Raw genomic sequence first — 18,335 nt, forward strand, 5'->3', positions numbered from 1 at the left:
ACTACTGCTTGAAATCGTCAGTTGTGGGCGTTTTTGTGTACTTATTTTTTGGTAGTTTTGTGAAAATAGTACACACATTTTGGTAAATAAGAAATCAATATATAGGTTAATAATTACATTAAATGATAATAAAAAATAAACAATCATTTTTCTAGTAGTTTGACGTGTAAAGGAATACAATAGACAGTTGTAACATAATATCAAATTTTCACCGGGCTTTTGAAGATCCTAGTGATAAGTGATACTATAAATTTGTAAATTGGAAAAGTGTTTTAACAAATGTCTAATCGGGGAATTACTCATTGATCGAAAATTAAAAAGTCACACATAGGTAGTGGGGAACTCCTGGGTCATTTTCATGATCCGTTCATTAGGCTTGTATTCTGGGGGAATAGCCATGAAAAAGACAATGGAAAAGGCACATCAAAAGATGTTGCAAGATACTTCGGAGGAGAAGTATCGCGTTAAATTATACAAGGCCGGTCGACTGTGGCTTGCTGCAGGCATGATGACGCTGGCTTTTGGTTTGGTGAGCGTTACAGGACAAGTACGGGTTAGTGCTGATGATACAACACCGACAACAAATACTGAGAGTAGTGCGGCTTCTGATCAATCGTCATCGGCCACAGATAGCGATAGTAGTACAGATAGTGCCTCTTCTGCGTCACCTTCGGCCACAGACAGTAGCCAGACTGATACTACCAGTACTGAAAGTTCAACGGGTGAAGCTGCTAGTGAGACCCAGACCAGTGCTGCTGAGACCACTGAAACAGGCACAACAACTAAAGATGCGTCAAAAAAAACGACAGACACCGCGAAAACAGCGACTGCCGACTCTTCGTCTGCAATAACGGCGTCAGTGACCACTGACGAAAAGACAGCAGATGAGTCGACTGCTGCGGATGCGACGACTGGCGCTAAAACTGTTACAGACAGGTCGACTAGTCCGACTGGAACGACCGATAACGATGCCTCGAATGCTGAAGTTACTCCAGAATCGACTGCGACGACATTAAATCCTGATCAGAGTCAAACAGTTAACGAGACAGACCTAGGTGTGGCGGATGATACTGCCGTTTCTGCTGCCAAGCAGATTGCGAGTGACACCTATACAACAACGGGCGTTGCCCAAGTAGTCACCGCACAGTTAACCGCTGCTGAAGATACGGATACCAATGATGCTGATGGCACCGACGACGCTGCAAACACTGGCGTGATCACTACTCAAAACGGCGTCGAATATCAGGGCTTTTCTGTGACTGATCCAACATACCCTGACGGCGTTAAGACCATTCCAAATTCGGATGACTATCTGTATACGGAAATTGCCTATGGAACTGTGGGTAACTATACGAGTTATGTTGCATTGTCGACTGACCGTGCCACTGCATCACAAACCAACGTCACCGTGATGGATGCGGATGGTAATGTCGTTTCAACGACGGCGTTGACCGATAGTGCCACAAGTGTGCCGATTACCGCGGATGGCGCGTCAGGGTTATCGATTACCGATAATCAGGATACCCTTTTCAATTAATTCCTCTAACGATTTTTATATTCTAACGAATGTGTTAGGTGAATTGAATGGTTACACTAAAGACGGTGCGCTTGCAAGTACAGATGGTGTGGTTGTCTTTAAACCAGAAGTTTTGACGCAGGTGACCAGTTTTGTAAAAGAAGATGGAACAGAGGTTGATCCGGCATATTCCCAATCTGGATTATCAGGCCAGGCGTATACCACAGGGACACCAGTTGTTGAACCTACTGGATACACGGCTGATGGGTCTTCTAATGAAAGTGGCTATATGTCACCATTTACGCCGGGATCTAGTGTCGCATTGGGGATTTATTACACAACCGTTAGGACAACTACTCTTGGCGGTGTGACCGTCGCCAAAGGGGCACGGGTGGAAGATCTTGTGACGTTAACCTTCAATTCAGACGGTTCGGCTAAGATGTCAATTCAGTATGGTGCTAATCTGGCCCAAGTTCCATCTACTTGGGTATCCGCTGAAAGACAAACCTATACGCTCAGTGATGGTGGGAATCTAAGCATCTTTTATGATCCAACTGATGATTCAACCAATAGTTCATATAATAAGTATATTAGTCATGCTGGTCAGTACAATGTTGCTAATCCGTACCTTCCGCAAACGGCCAATGTTTCTTATACCTATACAGCTAATACAGAAACAGTTACTGTTAATTACGTCAATCAAAACGGTAAGGTGATTGCACCAGCTACGACATTTTTAGGCACCTACGATGAAACATCAACTATTGCTAGTCCAACCATTGCTAGTCCAACCATTGCTGGTTACACGGCAGACTCAGATAATCCGACCACTTATACGGTTGAATCCACAGACCCATCAGTAAATGTGGTGACTTTGAAATATAGCGGCACGCCTCAAACCGGTTCCGTTGAGTTCGGTGATGGATCGGGTACCGTTGTAAAACAGGTCCAAGTTAGCGGCAACACTGGCGACAACGTTGTATTGACGGATGATGTCGTTAATACCGCACAGGACTTGTTAAACAATGGCTACTCACTGGTAGATGGTAGCTTAAATACTGCCTCATATGGGGTGTTTGGCGCGGATAGCAGTCAAAATATTTTCAAAATTACGGTGGCAAAGAACACCGATTACGTTGTGACACCAGTTGATTCTGCTGGGAACGCCATCAAGACGTTAACCGGTGTCCCCGAAACCGGGGTTGCTGGTGACCAGGTTGTTTTGCCAGATATTCCAGGGTACACAGCAAAAACAGATCCAGATATTCCAGCGACGGATGGGGCGGTCAACGTTGTCTACACACCGAATTCACAAAATGGGACGGTCAATTTTGTTGATGAGACGGGTTTTGTGATTGATAGAGTTTCTGTCGATGGTGTAACTGACGGCCATATTGATGCTAGTCAATATGCGGCCACTGAACAGGCTTTGATTACTGCGGGCTACACGCCAGCTTCGGGATTAACCAACACTGCGGCTAACGGAACGTTTGCTGCGACCGGCGATAGTGTGTTTACGATTGAACTGACAAAACCAGCGACGAGTGTGGACTATACGGTAACGCCAATCGATGAGGCTGGTAATCCTATTCCGCACACCACGACCACGACTAGTCAGCCAGGTATTCCTGGTCAGAATGTCCAGACACCTGATGTACCAGGATATACCTTAAAGGAGACAACAACTGCTATTCCAGATACTGACGGCAACGTGAATGTCATTTATGAAGCTGATGATCAAAAAGGGACTTTGACGTTTATTGACACGACAGGAAAAGTGCTTTCAACACCTATTCAGGTCGATGGCGTAACGGATGGTAATGTATCCGCTGACCAGTATATTGCAGCCGAACAAGCACTCATTGACGAAGGGTACACGCCAGCAAATGGACTTCTTGACAGTGCTGCGAACACTAAGTTTAGTGCGACTGGTAATAATGCATTTACAATTGAACTAACAAAACCTGCTACTAGTGTCGACTACACTGTCACCCCTGTAGATAGTCATGGGAATCCAATCCCCAATACGTCAGTAACTGAGATTCAACCTGGATTGCCAGGACAGGACGCTAAAATCCCAGATGTTCCTGGCTATACAGCTGACAAGGTCACTATCCCGGATGATGGCGGAAATATTCATGTAATCTACACACCAGTTTTACAACAGGGAACAGTCAACTTTATCGATGAAAACGGACTCCAAATTGTCGACGCAACTGCAAGTATTAGTGGTCTTACGGATGCACATATTGACCCAAGTCAGTACGCATCAGTTGAACAAACACTGATCAACGAAGGCTACACACCGGCAACTGGTTTGATCAACACGGCAGCCAATGGGACGTTTACAGCTAGCAACAATGTCTTTACGATTCAATTAACAAAACCAGCTGCTAGCGTTGATTACACGGTCACCCCAATTGACGGCGACGGTAATCAGATTCCAAACGCGTCAGTGACTGAACCACAACCTGGACTGCCGGGCCAGACGGTTAAAGTCCCAGACATTCCTGGGTATACAGCAGGAACAGGCACCATTCCTGACGATGGTGGTAATGTCAAGGTGACATATACGCCAAATGAACAAACGGGGACGCTCAATTTTGTCGACACTGACGGTACCAATCTGGGTCACACTACCGTTTTGGGTGTCACAGATGGTCATATTTCAGCCGATCAGTACGTGGCAAGTGAACAAGCGTTTATTAATTCAGGCTACACGCCAGCAAACGGACTAGAAAATACTGCAGCGAATGCAACGTTTAGTGCGACTGGCGATAATGTGTTTACGATTGAATTGACTAAGCCGGCAACAAGTGTCTCCTATACCGTCACACCAGTATTGAGCGATGGCACAACACCGGTTCCTGGAAGTACGACAAGCACTGCCACACCAGGTCTGCCGGGACAAACAGTGACAACGTTCCCAACGGTGCCAGGATATACCGTAACTGGAACAACGCTTGTGCCAAAGGCTAATGGTAACGTGAATGTGATTTACACGCCGGATGAACAGATCGGCTATGTTGACTTTGTTGATACGGATGGCAACGATTTGGGTAGTGTTAAAGTGACAGGCGTTACAAATGGCCAGATGGATCCCGCAGATTACCTATCGACAGAACAGACGATTATCAATCAGGGGTACACGCCAGCAACTGGGTTAACCAATACTGCAGCTGACGGCAAGTTTGGCCTGAGTAACAACCTCTTCACAATTGTACTGACGAAACCCGCTACTAGTGTGACTTACACCGTTACACCAGTGTTGAGTGACGGCACAACGCCGGTTCCTGGAAGTACGACTGGGACCACCACGCCAGGTTTACCCGGACAAAAAGCAACGCTGCCAACGATTCCGGGGTACACACCACAGAAAATAAACGTACCAACAACGGGCGGTAATCTCAACGTTATTTATGAAGCTGATTCACAGAATGGCAAGGTTAACTTTGTTGGACCTGACGGCTTGGTGATTGACGCCGCTGATGTTAAAGGTGTTACGGATGGTCATGTTGACAGTGCACAATATGAAGCAACGGAACAGGCGCTCATTGCGGAAGGGTATACGCCAGCAACTGGCCTGACCAATACGGCAGCGAACGGCAAGTTTAGCGTGAACGGCAATGATGAGTTTACAATCGTTTTGAAAAAAATGACCATGACTGTCTCGTATACGGTAACGCCAGTGTTGGGCAATACGACAACGCCGGTGCCTGGTAGTACAACTAGCACTACCATTACGGGAATTCCAGGCCAGTCGGTTTCAACACCAGATATTCCTGGCTATACGGCTACCGCTACGAAGGTGCCCACAGCTGGCGGTAACGTTACGGTGAGTTATACGCCGGATCAACAAACTGGAACTGTCATCTTTATTTCGACTGATAACGAGAAATTAGGGACTGTTTCTGTTTCTGGCGTTACTGATGGTAACGTGGATGCTAGCCAGTATGCAGCTGCTGAACAGGCAATCATTTCAGAGGGCTACACCCCAGCTAACGGTCTGACTAACAGTGCTGCAAATGGTCAGTTCACCGCGAATGGCAATGATGTCTTTACGATTGAACTGACTAAGCCTGCCACGACGGTGAGCTATACGGTTAACTACACGACCCCAGATGGTCAGATTGCTAAAACGGTGACTGAAAATGGGATCCCTGGTCAAACTGTCCAACTGACCCCACCTGACGGGTACGTTTGGACACCGGGCGCAAACGGTGCGTTAACCATTTCAGCGACGCCAGGTGAAACGTATACCGTTGCAGTGACAACACCAAAGGGCGAGGATACAGCCGAGAATCCGCAGACATTTGAAAAGGCTAGCGTCCCTTCAACTGACGTGCCAACCGCAGAGCGTTATACCATCAACTATACTGATGGTGCTGGCACCGTGGTTGGGACGGCGACAATCGTTGGCCAACCAGGTGAGACCTTAACCAATGATGGTACAATTCCAACTGGCTATGTGCTGGCACCTGGTGGGACGGATAGCCTCACTTTGACGACTACCCCAGCAACCCCGCTCACGGTAGCAGTCACGGAACCAAAGGGGCAGGATACCACTGGCAATCCAGCAGAAAAAACGTCGGTTCCAACGACAAACGTGCCAACGGCTGAAAGTTACACGGTCAACTACACTGATGGCGCGGGTAACGTGATTGGCACGACGACCATTGTTGGTGATCCGGGGGAAACAATCAGCACGATTGCAACAACTGTGCCGACTGGTTATGTTCTGACACCCGGTGAACCTAATGGCGTCACATTAACGGATAATCCCTCTCAGCCGCTCACGATAGCCGTGACAACACCAAAGGGTCAGGATACCACGGATGATCCGCATGTGTTTGTGAAGGCTGATGTGCCGTCAACGGACGTGCCGAACGCAACACTATATACGGTCAACTACACCGATGGTGCGGGCAATGTCGTTGGCACAACAACGCTTGTTGGTGAACCGGGGGAAACGATGACGCGCGGTGTCAGCGCGAATATTCCAGAAGGCTACGTTTTGACGCCTGGCAGTACCGGCACTGCTGAATTGCCGAATGATCCGTCGCAACCGATCGTTGTAACTGTCACAGAATCAAAGGGTGAGGAGACGACAACCAACCCAGAAGAGAAAACGGATGTCCCTACTACTGATGTACCAAACGCTGAACGTTATACGGTTGACTATACGGATGGCGCCGGGGACGTTGTCGGAACGGCAACGATCATCGGTGAGCCTGGTGAAGTGACGAGCAGCAAGGTAACTGTGGCCATTCCAACGGGGTACACGTTGACCCCCGGAGAGACCGGTGTGGTGACCTTGCCAACTGATCCGAGTCAGCCGATAATCTTGAGTGTGAGTGAACCAAAAGGCGAGGATACGACGACAGATCCAGAAGTGAAAACTGATTTACCAGACACGGATGTGCCAAATGCTGAAAGCTACACGATCAACTACACGGACGGTGCAGGTAATGTGGTTGGTACGACCACAATTGTCGGTGAACCCGGGGAAGCGACTACTCGCGGTGTCAGTGCCAATATCCCAACAGGATACGTTTTGACGCCTGGCAATACTGGCATTGCTGACTTGCCTGATGATCCATCACAACCAGTTATTGTAGCCGTCACAGAACCAAAGGGCGAGGAGACGACAACCAACCCTGAAGAGAAAACTGACGTGCCCACTACTGATGTGCCAAATGCTGAACGCTATACGATCGACTATACGGATGGGGCAGGTAACGTGGTTGGCACGACCACGATCATTGGTGAACCGGGCGAAATCACGACCCGGACGATGGAAAACAATATCCCGACGGGGTATGTGCTGACGCCTGGTGAGACAGCCAGTGTGCAGTTGCCAAATGAGCCAACCCAACCTATTATGGTTGCTGTTACACCGGCACCGGGTCAAGAAACGGCCGGTAATCCGGCAATTCGTACAGGGTTACCAGAACCTGTCTCTGTTGACCAGGCCGATTACTATGACAACACAGTACCGTCTAACGCCACGGCGTCAACATCGGATAATGCACTGACAACCCCACCAGTTACCAGTACTAACGGCAATGATATTGCCCAGACTCAAAATGGTGCCAAAACTGCCAAAGGCCTTGCCCACGGTGCTAATGGCATTGCCACAGCAGCTGGTTCTGATACGACTGGCGGCGGGGCACAGTCGCCGGTGAGTGTTCAGGGCAATGGTGCGGGTGATGATTTAGATAAAACGACTCAGGCTGATTTAAGCGATACACAGCTGAGTGTGGCAAACGTCAATAAGACAACTAATGCGAATGGGCAACCTGTTGATCATCAGAAGACGCTGCCTCAGACAAGTGAAGCTGACAATGATGCTCAAGTCGTTGGCATCCTAGGTCTCGTTTCCGCATTGTTTGGTCTATTTGGAATCAAAAAACGCAAGCGTGAAAATTAAAGGATTGCTGGAAGGGACGCTCACAAGACTGTGAGCGTCCCTTTAGGTCGCTACAGTAAACACCATAGCAACCAGTAATAGCTGACGGCTAAAAAGGGAACAAAGGGGAGCTGTCGCTGCGCCCAAAATGTAAAGCAGATAATGGCGAGACCACTACTGATAAGAATTGCTTGCGCGGTGATGATCGGACCGGCTAAAAGGCTATAGAGTACAATAATATCAATGTCGGCTGCACCTAACCAACGGTGAAAGACCGGCCACCTTTGATAACTACTCCAAAGTATCAGAATAATTAGCTGCCAGATTTCTAATTGGGAGGTGGTTAGCACCGCAATCACAACAAGTCCTGCTGCAATTATGAGTAGGTAACTAGGTACTTCTAAGGCTTGCCAGTCGCACAGACTCATTATTAATAGAAGAAACCCGATCAAAAGTAACGGTAAATTCGGTGTCAGTTGCGTGTAGAACATCGCCAGACTCCCGCCAGCCATCTCACTCAACAGGGTGGTTAGCGGGACATTGTGTCGACAATTTCGACACTTGCCTAGTAACCACAGGTATGAACAAATGGGAATCAGCTCAAACCACCTGAGCCGTTGGCCACAATAATCACAGTGAGACGGGGTCGTGGTGAGCGTGGCAGCACGCAGGCCGCGTACAGCGACGACTTGGCAAAACGACCCGATGACGCTTCCAATTGTGAATAACACGAAAAAGTTCAACATAGTTTATATCCTCCTGTGGATAACTACGTGGAAAAGTCCCGAATTGTTTGTCGGTTACCCGTTGACATTGCCCTTTCATGCGTGGTATTCTTTTAAAGGTGCTTTTTGTAGACCGGTTTCTGCTTAGGCAGACATGCTGACGGAAAACATAGCACGAAAATATGTCAGCATCAGGCTTTTCTTTTTACCCAAAAATGAACCGCCTGGATGTGTGGACTTAAATTAAGAAGAAGACTAAGGAAGGGAGGACTCTTAGATGCCTACAATCAACCAATTGGTTCGTAAAGGTCGTAAATCTAGAAGTTCTAAATCAAATGCCCCAGCTTTGAACTATGGGTATAACAGTTACAAGAAGAAGCAAGTCAACAACCCTGCACCTCAAAAACGTGGTGTTGCAACTCGTGTTGGTACCATGACGCCAAAGAAGCCTAACTCTGCTTTGCGTAAGTACGCGCGTGTTCGTTTGTCTAACTTAATTGAAGTTACGGCTTACATTCCTGGTATTGGCCATAACCTGCAAGAACATAGTGTTGTTCTTATCCGTGGGGGCCGTGTAAAGGATTTACCTGGGGTTCGTTATCACATTATCCGTGGTGCCCTCGATACTGCCGGTGTTGAAGACCGTCGTCAAGGTCGTTCAAAGTACGGTACCAAGAAGCCTAAGAAGTAAAACGATAATTAAGTTGCGCAAGGAGGATATTAAGTAATGCCAAGAAAAGGAAACGTACAAAAGTGTGAAGTCCTTCCTGATCCAATCTACAACTCAAAGATGGTTACGCGTCTGATCAACCACTTGATGTTAGATGGTAAGCGAGGCACTGCATCACAAATTCTTTATGGTGCCTTTGATGTGATCAAGGAAGAAACAGGGAACGATCCTGTTGAAGTATTTGATGAAGCAATGAAGAACGTTATGCCAGTATTGGAAGTTAAGGCTCGCCGTGTTGGTGGTTCTAACTACCAAGTGCCAATCGAAGTTCGTCCAGATCGTCGGACTACTTTAGGTCTTCGCTGGATCGTTAACTATTCACGTTCTCGTGGCGAACACACGATGACTGAACGGTTAGCTCGCGAAATCATGGATGCTGCTAACAATACCGGTGCATCAGTTAAAAAGCGTGAAGATACGCATAAAATGGCCGATGCCAACCGTGCTTTTGCTCACTACCGCTGGTAATAAGCAAACAAGTTCTCTGTCAGCTGCTTGACGGTTGCGTAACCTGCGAGGGTCATTAACCCAAAAGAGTTGATAGTGAAAGTATGGGATGGCTAAAATAGACCTTATTTTTAGCCATCCCATTTTTTGTCGAAATTAGAATACAGTTATTAAACTGAGAGGAGTTACAGATTAAACATGGCTAATACACGAGCTTTTCCACTTGAAAAGACGCGGAATATCGGGATCATGGCACATATCGATGCCGGTAAAACAACGACTACTGAGCGGATTCTGTATTACACTGGTAAAATTCACAAAATTGGTGAAACCCATGATGGTGCTTCACAAATGGACTGGATGGAACAAGAACAAGAACGTGGGATCACGATCACTTCTGCCGCTACTACTGCGGAATGGAAGAAGCACCGGATCAACATCATTGATACCCCAGGACACGTGGACTTCACTGTTGAAGTTGAACGTTCCCTTCGTGTGTTGGATGGTGCCATTGCGGTCTTAGATGCCCAAGCAGGGGTTGAACCTCAAACCGAAACTGTTTGGCGTCAAGCTTCTGACTACGATGTTCCCCGTATCGTGTTCGTTAACAAGATGGACAAGATCGGTGCCGACTTTGATTACTCTGTTCAGACTATCAAGGATCGTCTCCAAGCTAACGCCTTGGCTATTCAAATGCCAATTGGTGCCGAAGACAACTTCCAAGGGGTTATCGACTTGCTTGAAATGAAAGCCGATATCTACGACGAAGATAAATTAGGTGCTGAATGGGACACTGTTGATGTGCCTGAAGAATACAAGGAAGAAGCACAAAAGCGTCGTGACGCCATGATCGAAGAGATCGCTGACGTTGATGATGACATTATGGAAAAGTACCTTGAAGGCGAAGAGATTCCTGTCGACGAATTAAAGGCTGCTATCCGTAAAGCGACTTTGAACCTTGAATTATTCCCAGTTCTTGCCGGTTCTGCCTTCAAGAACAAGGGTGTTCAGATGTTGATGGATGCCACCGTTGACTACTTACCATCACCACTTGATGTTAAGCCATACAACGCAACTGATCCTGATACTGGCGAAAAGATCGAACTGCGTGCTAACGACGACGCTAACTTTGCCGCTTTGGCCTTCAAGATTGCCACCGACCCATTCGTTGGTCGTTTGACATTTATCCGGGTATACCAAGGAACCTTGGAATCCGGTTCATACGTCTTGAACGCTACTAAGGGCAAGCGTGAACGTGTTGGTCGTTTGCTGCAAATGCATTCAAATCACCGTCAAGAGATCCCAGAAGTCTTCTCTGGTGACATTGCTGCCGCTATTGGGTTGAAGAACACCACTACTGGTGACTCTTTGACCGATGTTGATCACCCATTACACTTGGAATCAATGGAATTCCCTGACCCAGTTATTCAGGTTGCCGTTGAACCTAAGACTAAGGCTGACCAAGATAAGATGAACACTGCATTACAAAAGCTTTCTGAAGAAGATCCTACTTTCAAGGCTGAAACTAACCCTGAAACTGGTGAAACTTTGATCGCCGGGATGGGTGAATTGCATTTGGACATCATCATCGACCGGATGAAGCGTGAATTCCACGTTGAAGCCACTGTTGGTGCCCCACAAGTTGCCTACCGTGAAGCCTTCACCAAGCAAACTTCTGCTCAAGGTAAGTTTGTTCGTCAATCTGGTGGTAAAGGTCAATATGGTGATGTTTGGATCGAATTCACCCCTAACGAAGAAGGTAAGGGCTTTGAATTCGAAGATGCCATTGTTGGTGGTGTTGTTCCTCGTGAATACATCCCTTCAGTAGAACAAGGTTTGAAAGAATCATTGGAAAACGGTGTTCTTGCCGGCTACCCATTGATCGACTTGAAGGCTAAGTTATACGATGGTAGTTACCATGAAGTCGATTCTAGTGAAGCTGCCTTTAAGGTTGCTGCCTCAATCGCTTTACGTAACGCTGCTAAGACCGCAGCACCAGTTATCTTGGAACCAATCATGAAGGTTGAAATTGTTGTCCCTGAAGAATACATGGGTGACATCATGGTCCAAGTTACTGCACGTCGTGGTCGTGTGGATGGTATGGAAGCACGTGGGAATGCACAATTGATCCACTCATTCGTACCATTGTCAGAAATGTTTGGCTATGCAACGACTCTTCGTTCTGCATCACAAGGCCGTGGGGCTTTCACCATGACCTTTGATCACTACGAGGCTGTTCCTAAGTCAATCCAAGAAGAAATCATTAAGAAGAACGGCGGCACTCCAGCTGCTGAATAAGCTTAAGGATTTGAAAGGCATCGTCCAAGGGGGCGGTGTCTTTTTTTTTGTTGTCTGGAAGGCACCAGTTTCTTAATCGAACGCGGAGCGGTAAGCAAGCAACAGTCTATGTCACCATATCGCTTTAGCCAAACAGAACATCATTAAGGGAGCCCACTATCGTAGTGGCACCAGCGGAGAATAACGATTGATCACTAGATTTCTGCACGGGTTTCTTCTATTAAATAGGGATGAACTTAAACGGCGTGTGAAATAGGGTTAGGCCAAACCTACATGCGATGATGTGGAAGTGCAGCGTGAGCAGTGACGAGTCACCAAAAACAAGGCGGCCAAAAAATATTTCTTGAAAAGGGGTGCAATCTCATTGGTTTTCATGTATCATAGACTGGTCTGTGAATGTTAAGTATCAAAATAGTGGCACAATGCATCGGTAAGTTTTGAAAAAAGCAACGGTCATGGCAGAAGTTTCTTTGATGAATTTTGAAGAAACCCTTGTCACGACGGCATTTATTTAGTATTATAGACATTGTGCTGAATTCCAAGGGGCTTTTGCGGCCCTATTGTGGGTTCAACACCGAAGAGCAATGATGTGGAAGGTTGCGACACACCCGGCCGCTTTGCCACGGGGTGTGGCGGTAATTTCTACGGAGTTAGTCTTATTTTCAAAATAGACGAAGGAGGGAATCCAATGGCAAAACAAAAAATTCGTATCCGTTTGAAGGCTTACGAACACCGTATCTTAGATCAATCAGCAGAGAAGATCGTCGAAACCGCAAAGCGTACAGGTGCTGAAATTTCAGGCCCTATTCCGTTACCAACGGAACGTACGATTTACACGGTGCTTCGTTCACCACATAAGTTCAAGAAGTCTCGTGAACAATTCGAAATGCGGACTCACAAACGGTTGATCGATATCGTGAACCCAACGCCAAAGACAGTTGACTCATTAATGAAGCTCGACTTGCCTTCAGGTGTGGACATCGAAATAAAATTATAATCATAAATCACAGCAAAATTAATACATTATATCGGAGGTGTACTCATGACCAGAAAAGGAATCTTAGGTAAAAAAGTCGGTATGACGCAAGTCTTCACTGAAAATGGTGAATTAATTCCAGTTACTGTTGTTGAAACCACGCCTAACGTTGTCTTACAAGTTAAGACCGTTGAAAACGATGGCTACGACGCAGTTCAATTGGGTTATGATGACAAGCGCGACGTTTTGAGCAACAAACCAGCTAAAGGTCATGCAGCAAAAGCAAATACGACTCCTAAGCGCTTCATTCGTGAAATCAAAGATGTTGAGCTAGGAGATTACAAGGTATCAGATGAAATCAAAGCAGATATCTTTGAATCAGGTGACTATGTTGATGTTACCGGTACGACAAAGGGTCATGGTTACCAAGGTAACGTCCACAAGGATGGCCAATCACGTGGACCTGAAACCCATGGGTCTCGTTATCACCGTCGTCCAGGTTCATTAGGTGCCATCATTAACCGTGTCTTCCCAGGTAAGAAATTGCCAGGACGCATGGGTAACAAGACGATTACCATCCTGAACTTACAAATCGTCAAGGCTGACACAGAAAACAACGTATTGTTGATCAAAGGGAATGTTCCTGGCGCCAACAAGTCATTCGTTGAAATCAAGAGTGCCGTTCGCGCACCAAAGAAATAAGAAAGGAGGAAACGTAAATGACTAGTGTTACATTATATAAACAAGACGGTAGCCAAAATGGTGACGTTACTTTAAACGACGCTATCTTTGCTATCGAACCAAACGACAACGTTGTGTTTGATACTGTTTTGATGCAACGCGCTTCACTTCGCCAAGGTACTCATGCGGTTAAAAACCGTAGTGCAGTTCGTGGCGGTGGTAAGAAGCCATGGCGTCAAAAGGGTACTGGCCGTGCTCGTCAAGGTTCTATCCGTTCACCACAATGGGTTGGCGGTGGTACCGTATTCGGCCCAACACCACGTTCATACAGCTATCACTTACCTAAGAAGGTTACCCGCTTGGCATTGAAGTCGGTTCTTTCACAAAAGGTTCTTGATAACAACTTAGTTGCTGTTGATGCTTTAAGCTTTGACGCCCCTAAGACAAAAGACTTTGCTAACGCATTGGCTAGTTTGAACGTTTCAACGAAAACATTAGTGGTACTTGAGGAAGGTAACGAAAAGGCTGCTTTAGCCGCTCGTAACTTAGATAACGTTACTGTTATTGATGCAAAGGGGATCAACGTCCTTGATGTGATCAACAGCGATAAGCTGGTTATTACTAAGTCCGCTCTTTCTCAGATCGAGGAGGTGCTCGCATAATGGAAGCACGCGATATCATTTTACGCCCAGTCATTACTGAAGCATCAACTGCCTTGTTAGATGACAAGCGCTACACGTTTGATGTGGATGTTCGTGCCACAAAGACTCAGGTTAAAAACGCGATCGAAGAAATCTTTGACGTTAAGGTTGTTAAAGTTAACATCATGAACGTTAAGGGTAAGTTAAAGCGTCAGGGTCGTTACGAAGGCTACACTAAGAAGCGTCGTAAGGCAATTGTTACCCTGTCTGCAGATTCAGAAGAAATTAAGTTATTCGGCGAAGAATAACAATCTACTAAATATAGGAGGAAATTCACGTGGCGATTAAAGTATATAAACCAACCAGTAATGGTCGGCGTAATATGACTAGTCTTGACTACAGTGGCGTGATCACTAAGTCAACTCCTGAAAAGTCATTACTAGAATCAAAGAGCCATACCGCGGGCCGTAACAACTACGGTCACAAGACTGTTCGTCATCGCGGCGGTGGTAACAAGACAAAGTATCGCGTGATCGACTTTAAGCGTAACAAGGACGATAAGTCTGCAACGGTTAAAGCTATTGAATACGATCCAAACCGTACTTCTAACATTGCGTTGTTAGTATATGAGGATGGTATCAAGACCTACATCATCGCACCAAAGGGCTTAAAGGTTGGCGACAAAGTTCAATCTGGCCCAGATGCTGATATCAAGGTAGGTAACGCCTTACCACTTCAAAACATTCCAGTTGGGACTACCATCCACAACATCGAATTAAAGCCAGGCAAGGGCGGCCAATTGGTTCGTTCAGCCGGTGCTTCAGCTCAATTGTTGGGTAAGGAAGGCAAGTACGCTTTAGTACGTTTGACTTCTGGTGAAGTTCGGATGATCTTGTCTGTTAACCGTGCCACTATTGGTACTGTTGGTAACGAAGAACACGAACTGATCAACGTTGGTAAAGCTGGTCGTAACCGTTGGGTCGGCAAGCGTCCACAATCTCGTGGGTCTGTTATGAACCCTAACGATCACCCTCATGGTGGTGGTGAAGGTAAAGCTCCTATCGGTCGTCCATCACCATTATCACCATGGGGTAAGAAGACTGCTGGTAAGAAGACGCGTTCTACCAAAGCTCGTTCAAACAAGTTTATTGTTCGTCGTAAGGGCAGAAAGTAAACAACTTAGCGCCTAAGTAATCTCACTCGTAAGGAGGGTAATCTAATGGGTCGTAGTTTAAAAAAGGGACCATTCGCAGATGCACATCTTTTGAAGAAGATCGATGCTCAAAAAGATCAAGATAAGAAGACTGTCATCAAGACATGGTCTCGTCGTTCAACAATTTTCCCAAGCTTCATCGGATACACGATTGCCGTTTATGACGGTCGTAAGAACGTTCCTGTGTTCATTCAAGAAGACATGGTTGGTCACAAGTTAGGTGAATTTGTCCCAACTCGTACTTTCCGTGGCCATGCAGGCGACGATAAGAAGACAGGGAAATAATAAGGAGGATTAACAAATGGCTGAACAAGTTACATCAGCAAAGGCAACTGCGAAAACAGTTCGTATTGCCGCACGTAAGGTCCGCCTTGTCATTGATCTGATCAGAGGCAAAAGCGTGGCCGAAGCGATTGCTATCCTGAAGTTCACCCCTCGTGGTGCTTCACCAATCGTTGAAAAAGTATTGATGTCTGCTGTTGCAAACGCTGAAAACAACTTCGATTTAGATCGTAGTGATTTGGTTGTTAGCGAAGCCTTCGTCAACGAAGGACCAACCCTTAAGCGGTTCCGTCCTCGTGCTAAAGGTTCTGCTTCTCCAATTAACAAGCGGACAAGTCACATTACAGTAGTCGTATCTGAAAAATAGGAGGGATAAAGCGTGGGTCAAAAGATTAATCCTACCGGGTTACGTGTCGGAATCATTCGCGACTGGGAAGCCAAGTGGTATGCAGAAAAAGATTTCGCTGCCTACTTAGGTGAAGACCTTAAAATCCGGAAATATATCGAAAAACGCCTTGCCGATGCCTCAGTATCTACAGTAGAAATTGAACGTGCCGCAAATCGCGTTAACATTTCAATTCACACTGCAAAGCCTGGTATGGTCATTGGTAAGGGTGGTTCTGAAGTTGAAAACTTGCGTAAGGAATTAAACAACCTGACTGGTAAGCGAGTACACATCAACATCATCGAAATCAAGAAGCCTGACTTAGACGCAAAATTAGTCGGCGAAAACATTGCCCGTCAACTTGAAGGCCGTGTTGCGTTCCGTCGTGCTATGCGTCAATCAATGCAACGGACAATGCGTTCTGGTGCCAAGGGTATCAAGACCCAGGTTGCCGGTCGTTTGAACGGTGCTGATATGAGTCGTGTTGAAGCTTACTCAGATGGAACAGTGCCTTTGCACACATTGCGTGCAGACATTGATTACGCCTGGGTTGAAGCACACACAACCTATGGTTCATTAGGTGTTAAGACTTGGATCTATCGTGGTGAAATTTTGCCAGACAAGCCTAGCACTAACCAAAACACTAACAAAGGAGGGAAATAATCATGCTAGTACCTAAGCGGGTAAAGCACCGTCGTGAGCACCGTGGTAAGTTACGTGGTGCCGCTAAAGGCGGTAAGTTTGTTGCTTTTGGTGACTACGGTCTCCAAGCATTGGATTCAAGTTGGATCAGCAACCGACAAATTGAAGCAGCTCGTATTGCCATGACACGTTACATGAAGCGTGGCGGGAAAGTTTGGATTAAGATCTTCCCTCACAAGTCTTACACTGAAAAAGGTGTTGGGGTACGTATGGGTAATGGTAAAGGGGCACCTGCAGGTTGGGTTGCACCAGTTAAGCGCGAAAAGGTTATGTTCGAAGTTGGTGGCGTTTCTGAAGAAGTTGCCCGTGAAGCATTGCGGTTGGCCTCAACTAAGCTGCCCGTTCGGACGAAGATCATCGCACGCGAGGAAGTAGGTGGCGAATCAAATGAAGGCTAACGAAATCAAAGCATTAACCACTGCTGAAATGCTCGAAAAAGAAAAAGGCTACAAGGACGAATTGTTCAACCTTCGTTTCCAATTGGCTACTGGTCAACTGGAGAACACTGCTCGTTTGAAGCAGGTTCGCAAGGATATTGCGCGAATCAAGACAGTTCTTCGTGAACAAGAATTAGAAAACAAGTAAGAATACGATAAAGGAGGTAAAATACATGGCTGAAGCACGTAATGCTCGTAAAACGTATCGTGGTCGCGTCGTTTCTGATAAGATGGACAAGACAATTACTGTAGCGGTTGATACTACTAAGACTCATCCCGTTTACGGTAAGCGGATCAAGTACACTAAGAAGTACAAGGCACATGATGAAAACAACGAAGCCAAGCAAGGCGACATTGTTGAAATTATGGAAACTCGTCCATTATCAAAGACTGTTCGTTTCCGCCTACTCAGTGTGGTAGAAAAGGCAGTTATTATCTAGTTTCGACATTTTATCGTATTCTGTTTTACTTACAGTGAAAGGAGGACACTAACGGTGATCCAACAAGAATCTCGTTTAAAAGTCGCTGATAACTCTGGTGCCCGTGAAATTTTAACTATTAAAGTCCTGGGTGGCTCAAAGCGTCGTTACGCTGGAATTGGTGACGTTATCGTTGCTACGGTTAAACAAGCAACACCAGGTGGCGTTGTCAAAAAGGGTGACGTTGTTAAAGCAGTTGTTGTTCGTACTACTTCTCGTGTTCGTCGGGCCGATGGTTCATACATCAAGTTTGATGAAAATGCTGCGGTCTTGATCCGTGACGACAAGAGTCCACAAGGTACTCGTATTTTCGGACCTGTTGCGCGTGAATTGCGTGACAATGATTATATGAAGATTGTTTCTCTTGCACCAGAAGTGCTCTAATCGTTCGAAAATAAGGAGGTGCCAAACAGG

General features: G+C 46.3%; 18 protein-coding genes. 17 read left to right on the forward strand and 1 reads right to left on the reverse strand.

Features of this window, described 5'->3' with window-relative positions; translation table 11 throughout:
- Positions 1–397 precede the first annotated feature (397 nt).
- Positions 398–1,537, forward strand: coding sequence for a KxYKxGKxW signal peptide domain-containing protein (locus AYR61_RS08855; RefSeq protein WP_056987467.1), 1,140 nt, complete (start codon positions 398–400; stop codon positions 1,535–1,537).
- A 31-nt stretch (positions 1,538–1,568) separates the two neighbouring features.
- Entirely contained in the window at positions 1,569–7,946 is a 6,378-nt protein-coding gene (locus tag AYR61_RS08860; protein WP_191982239.1) for a MucBP domain-containing protein, read from the forward strand.
- A gap of 50 nt (positions 7,947–7,996) precedes the next feature.
- On the opposite strand, the gene AYR61_RS08865 is transcribed toward AYR61_RS08860, so the two are convergent.
- Complete coding sequence (locus tag AYR61_RS08865) at positions 7,997–8,671, reverse strand: prepilin peptidase (protein WP_054709160.1); 675 nt, start codon at positions 8,669–8,671, stop codon at positions 7,997–7,999.
- A gap of 256 nt (positions 8,672–8,927) precedes the next feature.
- On the opposite strand from AYR61_RS08865, the gene rpsL reads away from it, so the two are divergent.
- From rpsL to rplN, 15 genes are all read left to right on the forward strand, one after another.
- A complete protein-coding gene (gene rpsL, locus AYR61_RS08870) occupies positions 8,928–9,341 on the forward strand; it encodes a 30S ribosomal protein S12 (RefSeq protein ID WP_054709157.1) in 414 nt (137 codons plus the stop codon).
- A gap of 36 nt (positions 9,342–9,377) precedes the next feature.
- Positions 9,378–9,848: a 30S ribosomal protein S7 gene (gene rpsG / locus AYR61_RS08875; protein WP_065902676.1), complete on the forward strand. Its 471-nt coding sequence runs from the start codon at positions 9,378–9,380 to the stop codon at positions 9,846–9,848.
- A gap of 177 nt (positions 9,849–10,025) precedes the next feature.
- Entirely contained in the window at positions 10,026–12,125 is a 2,100-nt protein-coding gene (fusA, locus tag AYR61_RS08880) for an elongation factor G (protein ID WP_065902678.1), read from the forward strand.
- A gap of 688 nt (positions 12,126–12,813) precedes the next feature.
- Positions 12,814–13,122, forward strand: a complete 309-nt coding sequence (gene rpsJ, locus AYR61_RS08885) for a 30S ribosomal protein S10 (protein WP_054709151.1) — start codon at positions 12,814–12,816, stop codon at positions 13,120–13,122.
- Between the two features lie 45 nt (positions 13,123–13,167).
- Entirely contained in the window at positions 13,168–13,803 is a 636-nt protein-coding gene (rplC, locus tag AYR61_RS08890) for a 50S ribosomal protein L3 (protein WP_056987471.1), read from the forward strand.
- Between the two features lie 17 nt (positions 13,804–13,820).
- Entirely contained in the window at positions 13,821–14,444 is a 624-nt protein-coding gene (gene rplD / locus AYR61_RS08895; RefSeq protein ID WP_054709146.1) for a 50S ribosomal protein L4, read from the forward strand.
- Positions 14,444–14,731, forward strand: a complete 288-nt coding sequence (gene rplW, locus AYR61_RS08900; RefSeq protein WP_054709143.1) for a 50S ribosomal protein L23 — start codon at positions 14,444–14,446, stop codon at positions 14,729–14,731. Before rplD ends, rplW begins: the two co-directional genes overlap by 1 nt.
- Before the next feature lie 29 nt (positions 14,732–14,760).
- A complete protein-coding gene (gene rplB / locus AYR61_RS08905) occupies positions 14,761–15,597 on the forward strand; it encodes a 50S ribosomal protein L2 (protein WP_056987472.1) in 837 nt (278 codons plus the stop codon).
- Between the two features lie 45 nt (positions 15,598–15,642).
- Positions 15,643–15,921, forward strand: coding sequence for a 30S ribosomal protein S19 (gene rpsS, locus AYR61_RS08910; RefSeq protein WP_054709140.1), 279 nt, complete (start codon positions 15,643–15,645; stop codon positions 15,919–15,921).
- A 16-nt stretch (positions 15,922–15,937) separates the two neighbouring features.
- The gene (gene rplV, locus AYR61_RS08915; protein WP_054709136.1) at positions 15,938–16,285 is read left to right on the forward strand and encodes a 50S ribosomal protein L22; all 348 of its coding nucleotides are present in this window, start codon (positions 15,938–15,940) and stop codon (positions 16,283–16,285) included.
- Positions 16,286–16,297: 12 nt separating this feature from the next.
- Complete coding sequence (gene rpsC, locus AYR61_RS08920) at positions 16,298–16,966, forward strand: 30S ribosomal protein S3 (RefSeq protein WP_054709133.1); 669 nt, start codon at positions 16,298–16,300, stop codon at positions 16,964–16,966.
- 2 nt (positions 16,967–16,968) lie between these two features.
- On the forward strand, positions 16,969–17,403 hold the full coding sequence (gene rplP, locus AYR61_RS08925) for a 50S ribosomal protein L16 (protein WP_056987473.1): 435 nt from the start codon (positions 16,969–16,971) through the stop codon (positions 17,401–17,403).
- Complete coding sequence (gene rpmC / locus AYR61_RS08930) at positions 17,393–17,590, forward strand: 50S ribosomal protein L29 (RefSeq protein ID WP_054709127.1); 198 nt, start codon at positions 17,393–17,395, stop codon at positions 17,588–17,590. Before rplP ends, rpmC begins: the two co-directional genes overlap by 11 nt.
- 25 nt (positions 17,591–17,615) lie before the next feature.
- A complete protein-coding gene (gene rpsQ, locus AYR61_RS08935; RefSeq protein WP_054709124.1) occupies positions 17,616–17,882 on the forward strand; it encodes a 30S ribosomal protein S17 in 267 nt (88 codons plus the stop codon).
- Between the two features lie 54 nt (positions 17,883–17,936).
- A complete protein-coding gene (rplN, locus tag AYR61_RS08940; RefSeq protein WP_065902679.1) occupies positions 17,937–18,305 on the forward strand; it encodes a 50S ribosomal protein L14 in 369 nt (122 codons plus the stop codon).
- Positions 18,306–18,335: the final 30 nt, after the last annotated feature.

The sequence above is a fragment of the Secundilactobacillus paracollinoides genome, assembly GCF_001702155.1.
Lineage (GTDB): Bacteria > Bacillota > Bacilli > Lactobacillales > Lactobacillaceae > Secundilactobacillus > Secundilactobacillus paracollinoides.